Source organism: Lentzea sp. NPDC020367, assembly GCF_044387305.1.
Lineage (GTDB): Bacteria > Actinomycetota > Actinomycetes > Mycobacteriales > Pseudonocardiaceae > Lentzea.
Genome location: NZ_JBIRVV010000014.1, coordinates 1 through 11,785, shown reverse-complemented (window position 1 = coordinate 11,785; position 11,785 = coordinate 1). Strand labels below are relative to the sequence as shown.

Annotated in this window: 14 protein-coding genes; 11 read left to right on the top strand and 3 right to left on the bottom strand. The window is 64.4% G+C overall.

Going from position 1 to position 11,785, the window contains the following annotated elements; all coding sequences use genetic code 11:
• The first annotated feature begins 302 nt into the window (after positions 1–302).
• From queC to ACH413_RS38780, 10 genes are all read left to right on the top strand, one after another.
• The gene (queC, locus tag ACH413_RS38825; RefSeq protein ID WP_360046008.1) at positions 303–1,034 is read left to right on the top strand and encodes a 7-cyano-7-deazaguanine synthase QueC; all 732 of its coding nucleotides are present in this window, start codon (positions 303–305) and stop codon (positions 1,032–1,034) included.
• Positions 1,031–1,672 carry a 7-carboxy-7-deazaguanine synthase gene (gene queE, locus ACH413_RS38820; RefSeq protein ID WP_360046006.1) on the top strand — a complete coding sequence of 214 codons (642 nt, stop codon included), beginning with the start codon at positions 1,031–1,033 and terminating at the stop codon, positions 1,670–1,672. Before queC ends, queE begins: the two co-directional genes overlap by 4 nt.
• The gene (gene queD, locus ACH413_RS38815; protein WP_360046004.1) at positions 1,672–2,031 is read left to right on the top strand and encodes a 6-carboxytetrahydropterin synthase QueD; all 360 of its coding nucleotides are present in this window, start codon (positions 1,672–1,674) and stop codon (positions 2,029–2,031) included. Before queE ends, queD begins: the two co-directional genes overlap by 1 nt.
• Positions 2,028–2,849 (top strand): GTP cyclohydrolase FolE2, encoded by an 822-nt coding sequence (gene folE2 / locus ACH413_RS38810; protein ID WP_360046002.1) that lies wholly within the window; start codon positions 2,028–2,030, stop codon positions 2,847–2,849. Before queD ends, folE2 begins: the two co-directional genes overlap by 4 nt.
• Positions 2,810–3,763, top strand: coding sequence for a hypothetical protein (locus ACH413_RS38805; protein ID WP_360046000.1), 954 nt, complete (start codon positions 2,810–2,812; stop codon positions 3,761–3,763). The genes folE2 and ACH413_RS38805 overlap by 40 nt, the downstream gene beginning before the upstream one ends.
• Positions 3,763–4,902, top strand: a complete 1,140-nt coding sequence (gene dbpB / locus ACH413_RS38800) for a DGQHR domain-containing protein DpdB (RefSeq protein WP_360045998.1) — start codon at positions 3,763–3,765, stop codon at positions 4,900–4,902. Before ACH413_RS38805 ends, dbpB (ACH413_RS38800) begins: the two co-directional genes overlap by 1 nt.
• The gene (gene dpdA / locus ACH413_RS38795; RefSeq protein WP_360045996.1) at positions 4,899–6,137 is read left to right on the top strand and encodes a tRNA-guanine transglycosylase DpdA; all 1,239 of its coding nucleotides are present in this window, start codon (positions 4,899–4,901) and stop codon (positions 6,135–6,137) included. Before dbpB (ACH413_RS38800) ends, dpdA begins: the two co-directional genes overlap by 4 nt.
• Positions 6,134–7,297, top strand: a complete 1,164-nt coding sequence (gene dbpB, locus ACH413_RS38790) for a DGQHR domain-containing protein DpdB (RefSeq protein ID WP_360045994.1) — start codon at positions 6,134–6,136, stop codon at positions 7,295–7,297. Before dpdA ends, dbpB (ACH413_RS38790) begins: the two co-directional genes overlap by 4 nt.
• The gene (locus ACH413_RS38785; RefSeq protein WP_360045992.1) at positions 7,294–7,833 is read left to right on the top strand and encodes a VUT family protein; all 540 of its coding nucleotides are present in this window, start codon (positions 7,294–7,296) and stop codon (positions 7,831–7,833) included. Before dbpB (ACH413_RS38790) ends, ACH413_RS38785 begins: the two co-directional genes overlap by 4 nt.
• Positions 7,834–7,980: 147 nt before the next feature.
• Positions 7,981–8,364, top strand: coding sequence for a hypothetical protein (locus ACH413_RS38780; protein WP_360045990.1), 384 nt, complete (start codon positions 7,981–7,983; stop codon positions 8,362–8,364).
• On the opposite strand, the gene ACH413_RS38775 is transcribed toward ACH413_RS38780, so the two are convergent.
• Positions 8,340–9,140 carry an NAD(P)H-binding protein gene (locus ACH413_RS38775; RefSeq protein ID WP_360045988.1) on the bottom strand — a complete coding sequence of 267 codons (801 nt, stop codon included), beginning with the start codon at positions 9,138–9,140 and terminating at the stop codon, positions 8,340–8,342. The genes ACH413_RS38780 and ACH413_RS38775 overlap by 25 nt on opposite strands.
• Before the next feature lie 88 nt (positions 9,141–9,228).
• Between ACH413_RS38775 and ACH413_RS38770 the strand changes: the two genes are divergently transcribed.
• Complete coding sequence (locus ACH413_RS38770; RefSeq protein ID WP_360045986.1) at positions 9,229–9,990, top strand: AraC family transcriptional regulator; 762 nt, start codon at positions 9,229–9,231, stop codon at positions 9,988–9,990.
• Here the strand turns inward: ACH413_RS38770 and ACH413_RS38765 are convergent.
• Positions 9,947–10,852, bottom strand: coding sequence for a LysR family transcriptional regulator (locus ACH413_RS38765; protein WP_360045984.1), 906 nt, complete (start codon positions 10,850–10,852; stop codon positions 9,947–9,949). The genes ACH413_RS38770 and ACH413_RS38765 overlap by 44 nt on opposite strands.
• A 54-nt stretch (positions 10,853–10,906) precedes the next feature.
• Positions 10,907–11,698 carry a DUF3152 domain-containing protein gene (locus ACH413_RS38760; RefSeq protein WP_360045983.1) on the bottom strand — a complete coding sequence of 264 codons (792 nt, stop codon included), beginning with the start codon at positions 11,696–11,698 and terminating at the stop codon, positions 10,907–10,909.
• Positions 11,699–11,785 lie beyond the last annotated feature (87 nt).

Here is an 11,785-nt window from a genome sequence, read left to right as displayed (position 1 = left end):
GGTCGATGGCCGGTACACCGCGTGGCGCTTGTTTGACGTTCCGTACAAGGCGATACGTCAACCGCAGAGCGTCGCCCCTCGTCTGTGCCGCATCGCCGAGTTGCGCCGCAGGTCAGCAGAATTCTCGTGCGACACACCTCGAACTCCACCAAGACCACGAGCCACCGCGTTACAGTTTCCAGGACAGTCGCTACACGAAAACTACATGCGACCATCCGACCCCAGGGACCCGCGCAGGCGCTTAAATTGCACTGCTACGATCTTGAGACCATCACAGTTTTGGCGATCCACCTGATCACCAAGTGGATCTGATCTTGGAGGCAACGGTGGACCAACCCCGCAGGGCAATTGTGCTGCTCAGCGGTGGCTTGGACTCAGCAACAGTCTTGGCCATCGCCAACGCGGAGGGCTACGAGACGTACGCGCTGAGCTTCAGCTACGGGCAACGACACACCGTGGAACTGGATGCCGCGCACCGCGTGGCCGCGCAGCTCGGTGCTGCACGCCACATCGTGTTCGACCTCGGCATGCGAGCTATCGGCGGATCAGCGTTGACCGCGGACATCGACGTGCCACACCACGACAGCGTGGACGACCTCGATTCGAGCGCGGCGCCCATCACATACGTGCCCGCACGAAACTTGATCTTTCTATCGGTTGCCGCCGGTTGGGCTGAGACCGTTGGCGCGACTGACATCTTCATCGGCGCCAACGCCCTGGACTACAGCGGCTATCCGGACTGCAGGCGCCCGTTCCTCGATGCGTTCGAGGAAGCTGCGACGCTCGGCACCGTCGCAGGCGCTGACGGAGGCAAGAGGTTCCGTGTGCAAGCTCCGCTCGTGGATCTCACCAAGGCACAAACAATCCAGCGCGGACTGGATCTCGGTGTCGACTACTCGATCACGCACTCCTGCTACGACCCCAGCCCTTCCGGACAAGCATGCGCGACCTGCGACTCCTGCCTGCTCCGCAAGCGCGGCTTTGAGGACCTCGGTCTCACCGATCCCGTTCTGTCCGGGTCGGTGTCGAAGTGACCTATCAGGTCAAAGAGATCTTCTACACGCTGCAGGGAGAGGGCTCTCATGCAGGTCGTCCCGCGGTGTTCTGCAGGTTCGCCGGGTGCAACCTCTGGAACGGCAGGGAATCGGGGCGCGCCAAGGCAATCTGCCAGTTCTGCGACACGGACTTCGTCGGCACGAACGGTCCTGGCGGCGGCATGTTCCGGACTGCGGAGGAGTTGGCTGGCGCCATCAGCCGCGCATGGTCTGGCCAAGCACATCCGCGCGCGAAGCGGTTTGTCGTCTGCACTGGCGGCGAACCACTCATGCAGTTGAACACCGCACTGGTCGACTCCCTGCACGATGCCGGCTTTGAAATCGCGGTGGAGACCAACGGCACCCAGCCAGCTCCGACCGGGCTGGACTGGGTTTGCGTCAGCCCCAAGGCTGGAGCAGATCTGGTCCTCACATCAGGCGACGAGCTGAAGCTGGTCTTCCCGCAGTCCGCAGCGCCACCTGAGATGTTCGAAGATCTCGACTTCGCACACTTCAGGCTTCAGCCGATGGATGGGCCTGAAGTCGAGGCCAACACGAAGTCCGCTGTTGAGTACTGCCTGCAGAATCCACAGTGGAGTCTCAGCTTGCAGACGCACAAGTACCTAGGAATTGCGTGATGGAAATCTTCCGCGAGTTCACCTTCGAGGCGGCTCATCGGCTGCCGAACGTGCCGGAGGGCCACAAGTGCGCTCGCCTGCATGGTCACTCGTATCGCGTGGAGGTCCACGTCACGGGTGATGTCGATCCCGTCGCGGGTTGGATCATGGACTTCGGTGACGTGAAGAAGGCGTTCGAGCCGGTTGATGCTCAACTCGATCACCACTACCTGAATGAAGTGCCCGGCTTGGAGAACCCGACCAGCGAGAACCTGGCTCGGTGGATCTGGGATCGGCTCTCCGCCGACCTTCCGCTGTCCAAGATCGTGGTTCGCGAGACTTGCACCTCCGGCTGCGTGTATCGAGGAGAGGCAGCATGACCCTCGAAGACGTTCAGAGCCGACCGGACGTCCGCGGCGTCGCGCTCGACGAGGTGGGCATATCCGACTTGAGGTATCCCGTACTGATCTCCGATGGCCCCGAGGGCAAGCAGGAGAGCATCGGTGAGTTTGCGTTCGCCGTTGCGCTGCCCGCTGAGGTCAAGGGCACCCACATGAGCCGCTTTGTAGAAATCCTGCACGAGTGCGCGTCCGAGATCAGCGCCGCCGGCATGCAAGCCGTGCACCACGAGGTGCTCCGCAGGCTGAGGGCATCATGGGCCAAGGTGTCAGTTGACACCGAGTACTTCCGTGAGCGGCTCGCCCCCGTAAGCGGCGCGCGAGCGCTGCTCGGCCACCGCGTTCGATGGACTGTCGTGGGTGGCGAGCGCGATGGCGCGGTCCGCGTCCAAGTGACCGTGCCCGTGACAAGTGTGTGTCCCTGCAGCAAAGCGATCAGTGACTACGGCGCCCACAACCAGCGCGGACACATCACCATCGGCGCGCTACTCGCCGAACGTGCAGACGGCTCCGAGCAGTTGACCTTGATCAATCTGCTCGACCTCGCGGAGTCCGCGGCATCGGCGCCTGTCTACCCGCTGTTGAAGCGGCCCGATGAACGCTTCGTCACGATGCAGGCGTATGACAACCCCGTGTTCGTTGAAGACATGGCACGAACTGTTGCCGAACGACTGCGTGCAGATGACCGTGTACTCGCGTTCCGAGTACACGCCGCCAACGACGAGAGCATTCACGATCACGCGGCCTACGCAGTGACCGAATGGCCTCACCGTGGCGCGTACTCACTCGAGACGACGTGATGGGCGCGTCTCGCACCCACATCGTTGTCACCTGCACAAATCGCAAGCAACAAGCTGCTACCGAAGAACTCCAGGTACGCAATCTGACTCAACTGGGCACAGCTGGGCGCTTTGACGCGTGGATCAAACGCCTGAGCACGTCCGACGTACCCGAGGTTCCGGCTGAGCGCTTGTATGCGGGCGACCAGTGGCAAATCGCGCGGAAGTTGCACACCAAGATTGACAACGCCAGCACCTGGGTTTGCTCAGCGGGCTACGGTTTGGTGCCGCTGACAGCAGAGTTGCGCCCCTACGCAGCCACTTTCGCCACCGATCAGGCTGACAGCGTCGGCAACACGACAGCCAAAATCCAACAGTGGTGGCAGTACCTGGCGACGTGGAGGGCGCCCGGCACGAACTCCCCGCGGTCGTTGGCGGCTCTCGCTCACAGCGATCCGGACGCCACGTTCATCGTCGTGCTGTCAAGCAGCTATCTGCGCGCAGTCGGACCAGACATCGCCAACGCCGCGAACCACCTGCGCGACTCGGAACGGCTGTCGGTCATCTCGGCTGGAGCGACGACCGCTGGTGACTGGGACCAATACTTGCTGCCGACTGACGCCCGATTGCAGAACAGTCTGGGTGGTAGCCTCGGCTCGCTGAACGTGCGCATCGCCGCAGCACTACTGGAAAGCGGCGACTTGACCAGGCCAGCTCTCACCGAGCATCTGTCGCGGCTGCGTTCAAGCAGTGCACCGCGTCGCAAGTTCGAGCGCGTACCGATGACCGACGCCGAGGTACTGACCTTCATCGCGCAACGGCTGACCCCGAGGAGCACACACACATCCATGCTGCGTGAGCTTCGAAATGCGGGGTTTGCCTGTGAGCAGAGCCGGTTCCGGCAGTTGTTCCTGAGTTCGATGGAGGGCGCCTGATGGCGAACCCTTCGTCTCTCATCATCAGCAGGCGGGCACTGCAGATCGCGCAAAGTGTCCAGCGCCCGTTGTACCTCTTCACCCTGACGGCAGCCGAAATCCTCCAGGTCGCCGAGATCTCTCGAGTGAACCGTGACGGCGCCGGGGACCTGATCGGCTACCAACGTGCTCCGGTTCGTGCCCACATCCAGGAGATCGTCGAGTACCTCGACGGCGACAACGTGCTGTTTCCGAACCCGATCATCTTGGCGCTGTCCTCTGACGTCCACTTCACCGGCAGTCGAGGACCGAAGACGAACGACGGTGTGGCAACGGCTGGCACGATCGAGATCCCACTCGTGCCGCCTGACCGCCCGAAACCCGGCTGGATAGTGGACGGCCAGCAGCGAGCGCTCGCGCTCGCGCAGGCCGGGAACAAGAACTTTCCTGTCCCGGTCACCGCGTTCATCGCAGATGAAGTGTCCGTTCAGCGCGACCAGTTCATCCGGGTCAACAACACCAAGCCGCTACCGCGCAGCCTGGTGACTGAACTTCTGCCCGAAGTCACCACAGAACTACCTCGCAGGCTGACGCTCAAGCAGCTGGCGTCGCAGCTGTGCAACATGCTCAACCAGGATGAGAAGTCTCCGTTCCACGGGCTCATCAGCCGCTCTTCCACGGACACCAAGGCCCGGAAGTCGACGGTGATCACCGATACCAGCATCATCAAGATGCTGGAGGAGTCGCTCAAAGACACTGGATGCCTGTTCCAGTACCGCAACATGAGCAGCGGCAACACTGACGTGGACGGTGTGTGGCGCGCGTTGATGGTGTTCTGGACCGCGGTGAAAGACACCTTCCCTGACGCGTGGGGTAAGCCTTCGACGAAGAGCAGGCTGAGCCACGGCGCTGGCATCCGAGCGATGGGCAGGTTGATGGATCGAGTGCTCGTCGCAGTAGATCCTTTGCGCGAGGACGCACCCGAACTAGTTCGCCGCGAGCTTGCGAAGATCGCGCCCGAATGTCGGTGGACAAGTGGCACCTGGGAAGAACTCGGCATGAAGTGGAACGCCATCGAGAACCTTCCCAAGCACATCCAAGAGCTGTCCAACTTCCTCATTCGCACCTACGTAACGAGCGGCAGGACGCCCACGCCATGAAGTTCTTCTTCCCTGACTCGCAAGATCAAATCGATCCTGCGTTTGACTTCATCACCGAAGAGAAGAAGGCGTTCCGCATCCGCCAGCGCGATGACCTGTACGCCCACGAAGCCTTGGCGGAGCCGCCCTTTGATGGTCTGCTCGTGTCGAAGGCGATCGTGGACGGCACGATGAGCGGGTCCGGAAAGTACACGGTTGCTCAGCGCCACAGGCTCTACCGCGAAGGCGCTGAGCAGTTCTTCCGGCTATCCAGCCAGAGCAGGGACCTGCAGATCATGGGCGACTGCGGTGCCTTCAACTACGTCGGCGAGGAGTACCCGCCTTACACCCCGGATGAGGTCATCGACTTCTACCAGGAGACTGGGCTGCACATCGGCATCTCCGTCGACCACGTGATCTTCGGCTTCAAGCCGGTCACGCCTGCTGATGAGCCGAACCTGCCAGAGTGGTCACGGCGCCAGGAGATCACGCTTGAGCTGGCTGCTGAGTTCTGGAAGTTGTGTCGGCTGCGCAAGGTGGACTTCACGCCGATGGGCGTGGCGCAGGGATGGGATCCAGACTCCTACTCCCACTCGGTGGCAGTGCTCCAGAAGATCGGCTTCAAGCGCATCGCGCTGGGCGGCATGGTGCCGTTGAAGACCGCGGACATCTTGCTGAGCTTGCGCCGAATCGCAGACGACCGAGCCCCAGAGACCCAACTGCACCTTCTCGGCATCAGCCGGTGTGAACAAGTTCTGGAGTTCGAGAAGTACGGGGTGACGAGCTTCGACTCCACCTCCGCCTTCCGGCAGGCGTTCAAGGACGACAAGGACAACTACTACGCACTGGACCGGAACTACGTGGCGGTCAGGATCCCCCAGGTGGACGGCAGTCCACGGCTGCGGAGGGAGATCAGTGCCGGTCGCATCGAGCAGGACCTCGCGTTCGAGCACGAGCAGACTTGTCTTCGTCTGGTGCGCTCCTATGCTGACGGTGGCGCGGATGTCGACGAGGTCGTCGACGCGCTCTGCGCTTATGAGAAGCTGTACGACCCCAAGAAAGATCATCGCGCTGCGTACCTTGAGACACTCACCGACCGTCCTTGGGAGAAGTGCTCATGCGCGATTTGCCAGCGGATCGGCGTGGAAGTGATCCTGTTCCGCGGCTCCGAACGCAACAAGAGCCGCGGGTTCCACAACCTGTACGTCTTCAGCAAGAAACTCGACCGAGAACTGGTAGCAGGGAGTACCGCGTGACCGCGACCGACAGCCTGGTAGAGACCGAGCAGACGCTGCGGATCCCTGCTATCGAGGTCAAACAGGGTCCCAACAGAACCCTCTACACTTTCGCGATCGATGGCAAGCAACTGCCGAAGGTCGCCACGATTGCGCGCATCCGCCGCGACGAGGACGCGCAACTGCAGGGTTACCAGCGGACTGCGGTGACCTCACACATCAACGCGATCAAGCGGTACATCGAATCCGCCGACGCGATGCTGCCGAACGCCCTCGTCGTAGCGTTCGACAAGCGCGTCACGTTCGAACCGGTGAAGGGCGCCCCGGCTGATGGACACAGCCGAGCGGGTACGTTGGTGATCCCCCTGGACGAGGAGTGGTCCGAGTCGGACAAACCGGGGTGGATCGTCGATGGACAGCAACGGAGTTCCGCGATCCGGCAGGCTCGAGTCGAGAGCTTCCCAGTATGCGTGACGGCGTTCATCACGGATGACGCCGCAGAGCAGCGGTCGCAGTTCATCCTGGTCAACAACACCAAACCGCTGCCAAAGGGACTGATCCACGAACTGCTGCCGAAGGCGTCGGGACAACTCCCGTTGCCGCTGCAACTCCGGCAGTTCCCGGCGCTGCTCCTGGAGCACCTCAACTACGACGAGGACTCTCCGCTCAAGCACCGGATCCACACGACGACGATGCCGGACGGCTTTGTCAAGGACAACTCGATCCTGCGCATGCTCGAGAACAGCCTCGACAACGGAGCACTCCACGAGTACCGCAACGCGGGTGCCGGCGACGGGGACACGGCCGCCATGCTGCGCGTGTTGAAGACCTACTGGACGGGAGTTTCCAAGGTCTTCAGCTTGCCGTGGGATCTCAAGCCGACCAAATCGCGTCTCACTCACGGCGTTGGCATCATCAGTCTCGGCTTCGTCATGGACGAGATCGTCAAGATCAAATCGGGGAACCAAGAGCTCACCGTCGAGGACTTCGAGGTGGAGTTGAAGGCCCTGGCACCGATCTGCCGATGGACGCAGGGCAACTGGGAGTTCAAGGACGGGTCCACCCGCAGGTGGAACGAACTTCAGAACACCTCGAAAGACATCCAACTGCTGACCAACCACCTGCTCGACAGTTACCGCAGGCACGCCAAGGGCACGAGAAAGCGATCTTCTTCCCGATGACACGTCTGCTGCTTCTGCTCACGGTCACCGCATACGTCGGTACCGTCCTGCTGGCGAACATCGTCACCAGCGAGTTCGGCCTGGTTGCTGCGGGATTCGGACTTCTCGTTCCCGCTGGCACCTACACAGCAGCGTTGGCTCTCAGCCTGCGTGACGCGGTTCAAGAGTTCGCAGGACGGTCATGGGTGTGGGTCGGTATCGCAGCCGGGACGTTGCTGTCCGTTCTGGTTGCTGACGGCCGCATCGCTTTGGCTTCTGGTGCTGCCTTCGCGCTCTCTGAATTCCTGGACATGATGATCTACACCCGCTTGCGGGAACGTAGCTGGCGCCTCGCGCTCGTGTCGTCCAATGCAGTGGGCTCAGTGGCGGACACGATGCTCTTCCTCTGGTTGTCTGGGTTTGGCCTGACAGCCGCTGCTGCAACAGGACAGGTACTGGTGAAGGCGGTGTGGGTCACTGGAGTCTGCCTCCTTCTCGGCGAAGTGATGCGGCGGATTGCAGTGTCCTATCGGAAGGGCGCCCAGCCAGCGACCTGAACTGCGGACGAGTGGTATCTCAGTGCGCCAACCGCAGTACTCCTGTTCACGGGCCGCTCACCACGTGGGCAAGAGATGCGTTCTGGCGGCGTTCGACGCGACTGAGCCGTCGTACAGACTTGGCTCCGCACCTGAATAATCAGGGCCGTGGACAAGACGCGGTTGGGCATTGGGCTGGTCGTCGGCGTGCTCGTGGTGCAAACGGTGGCAAGCCTGGCGTGGAGCCCCGACACGACGCTGACCGGCATCGCCCTCGCCTTCAACGCCGTGGCCGCGGTGTCGGCGTTTCTGTTCGTGCGGCGGGGTGGGCAGGCGGCCTGGGTGGTGGCCGGGTGGTGTGCCGGGTTCTTCGGGTGGCACGTGCTGGGGCTCGGTGAGCTGGCCGGCTGGTGGACGACCGGGTTGGACGCCGCGTTCGTCGTTGGGGGCGGGTTCCAGGTGTCGGTCGTCTACCAGGCGGTGATGGCCACGGCTGCCGGGTTTGCCGTGCACCTGTTGTTGCCTCGTCAGCGCCAGGTTTCGGAGACGTAGGCGTCGAAGCTGGTGGCCGGGCGGTTCAGGAGGCTTGCGATGTCGTCGGTCGGGGTGGCCAGGTGGCCGGCGCGCATGGCCTCGAACATGCCGTTCAGCTCGGTGGCGACCTCTTCTGGGGCTCCTTGCGAGAGCAGGGCTTCGCGGTATTCGGCCGGGGTCAGGTTCACCAGGTCGATTTGGCGGTTGGTGGCTGCGGCGATCTTGGCGACCGCGGTGGCGAAGGTGATCGTTTCCGGGCCCGTGAGGTCGTAGGTCCTGGCGTGGTGGTCGTCGGTGGTCAGGGCCAGGGCGGCTACCTCGGCGATGTCCTGGACGTCCACGAACGGTTCCGGGGTGTCGTCGACGGGGAGGGAGAGGCGGCCTGCCTCGATCTCCGGTTGCCAGATCTGCTCGGAGAAGTTCTGGTTGAAGTTGTTGGCTCGGAGGACGGTCCAGGCCAGGTCGCTCTCGCGGACGGCCTTCTCGGCCGCGTGCATGCTCTGGAAGACGTTCGGCGGGGTCTTGTCGAGGCCGCGGCCGGAGAGCAGGACCAGGCGGCGGACGCCGGAGGACGCTGCCTGCTCGACGAACGAGGCCGCGGACGACGGGTCTTCCGGGGCGATCAGGTAGAGGGCGGTGGTGCCGTGCAGGAACGGTTTCCAGGTCGACTGGTCGTTCCAGTCGAAGCCGGTGGCGCGGGAGGCCTTGCGGGGCGTCAGATCAGCGGCTTCTAGGGTGCGGACCACTCGGCGGCCTGTCTTGCCGGTTGCGCCCAGGACCAGGATCTCTGTCATGGCATGAAGCCAACCCGGTCGCCGAGGCAGAGGACATGGGTGAGAGTTCATCGACGATGTTCGATCGTTCGGGCCGTATCGTGGGGTCATGGAGCCGTTCGACGAACTGCTGCGCGGGGTGCGCGCGGATGGCGCTGGGGTGCGCCGGACCGAGATCGACGGAACGCGGGTGTTGCCTGGGCTCACGTTGTACGCGGTGGCGTCTGGGGAGATCAGCGTGCGCGGGCAGACGGCGAAGGCCGGGGACATCCTCGTGGTGCAGGAGTCCGTTGCGGCGCAAGGGCGTGCGTCTGTGGTGAGCGGGACGTACGAGGTCAACACGGCCGTGGCGCGGCGGCTCACGTCGGTGTTGCCGGACGCGTTGGTGGCGCCGGGTGAGGACGGGTGCGCGGAGTTCTACGCCGGCATCGGCACCGATGGGCCGAGTGTCGTGGCGGATCGGTTGCTCGACTGGTTGATGGTGTGCGCGCTCAAGGAGTGGTTCGACCGCGAGCACGGCGACGGGTGGCTGGGCGCTCAAGCCGACGCGGTGGTCGGGCCGGTCCTCAAGGCGATGCACGCGGAGCCCGAACGGGCGTGGACGCTCGCCCTGCTGGCCAAGGAAGCCGGGGTGGCGCGGACGACGCTGGCCGGCAGGTTCGCGAAGCTGGTCGGGGCGCCGCCGCTGACGTACCTCACGGAGTGGCGCATGGCCCTGGCGGCTGACCTGCTGGCCGAGTCGACGGCGACGGTGGCCTCGGTGGCGCGCAAGGTCGGGTACGCGGACGCGTTCGGGTTCAGCGCCGCGTTCAAGCGGGTGCACGGCTTCAGCCCGAGCGCCTGTCGCACCCGGTGCGCCGAGAGCGCGTGACGTCGAGGCAGCACTGGACGAAGTCGGCGGCGGCTTCACCGGCGTCCGGCAGCCACGCCACGGCCACGTCGCTGGGACTCACGCCCGTCACCGGCACGTAGACGACGTCCGGGCGTGCGTAGAAGTGAGGCGTGGACGCCGGAACGAGCGCAATGCCGTAACCGCCGGCGATCGCGCTGAGGAACTCGTCGGGATGTTCCGTCACGGCACCGACGCGGACCTCGCGACCGTCCCTTTCGGACAACGCCAGCCAGTGCTCGCGCCAGGTTCCCTTCAGCGAAGGGGCGACGATGACCGGGTCGTCCCACAGCTCGCGGAACGGGATCGACGCGCGCCTGGCCAGCGGATGCGCGGAAGGCAGTGCCACACAACGAGATTCGCTGAACAACGTCCGCACGCAGAACGTCTCGTCGCCGGGAAAGGGCAGGCGCAGCAACGCGACCGGCACCTCCGCCGCCGCGAGGCCCGCCGACGGATCCGACCACGGCGCCTGCCTCAGGTCGACCCGCCAGCCGGGGTGCAGCCTGCCGAACGCGGCTACGATGTCCTGCGTCGCGTCGTTCGCCGCACTGGCCAGGAAACCGACGCGCAGCACGCGGGCGGCGCTTCGAGTCCCGCTCACCGCCGCGTCCCAGCCCGCGAGCACCGGCGGCACGCGCGCGGCGAGAGCGTGGCCGGCGTCGGTCAGCTTCATCCCGGTGCTGGACCGCGTGAACAGCCGCACGCCCAGTTGCGATTCCAGGTGCTTGAGTTGTTTGGTCAGCGATGGTTGTGACACGAAGAGACGGTGCGCCGCGCGCGTGAGGTTGCCCTCCTCGGCGATGGCGGCGAAATATCTCAGCAGCCTCGTGTCCACGTCCATGCGGTCAGGTTATGGAGACCGACATCAACCACAAGTGAGCACACCGGGGAACATTCACGGATATGGCCACCCGTTTGGCGTGCACACCTTGCCGTCCTGCGGGATGAACGCGCCCTGGGACACCCCGTTGGTGATGCGGACGATCTCGTCGTTGGACACGCTGAACGTCTGCTGCATCATCACCGGCGCCGGGCCGCCCGCGACGCCGCACGGCTGATGGCCCTGCCCGAACGCGTGCCCGACCTCGTGGTTGACCATGTACGTGCGGTAGGCGGTCAGGTCCGGCAGGAACGCGACGGCGCCGCGGATCCAACGGGCGGCGCTGAGGAACACGAAGTTGCCGTCACGGCACGAGACGTCGACCGGGATCTCGAAGCCGCACACGCCCCGTGCGGTCTGCTGGGACGTGAGCCGGACACGGACCGACGCGGCGCCGGAGACGCGCTGGACCGAACGCGCGCCACGAGCCGTCCAGCCACGCGGATCGCTGAGGGTGGCGTCCACGAACGCCGCGAAGGCCTGTTCGTCGACGGTGATGCCGTCCTCGATCTCGACGGCGTAGGTGCGCAACGGACCCGTGCCGACGACCGGTCCGTTTCCCGGGACCACGTGGAACGTGCCCGCGCCGGAGACCGGGAACTCGGGGCCGTCCGGCAGGTCCGAGCTGGACGCGTAGACGCGGGGCGGTGGTGGCGGAGGCGAGGCGGGCGAGGGCGCGACCTCGACGGGCGTGGCGCTCGACGGCGTGGTGGGAGCGGCCGCGGGGGACGTCTCTCCTGCCAGCTGCGTCGTCGTCAGCATGATCGCGGTCAGCGCGACCGCCGCCAGAGCCAGGTGCACCTTCATGACGGCAACGCTCGCCGGAACTGATGAAGAACCTGTTTACGTCCCGCTTGACTGTCGTGAAGGCCTGCATACTTCGCACTGTGTGTG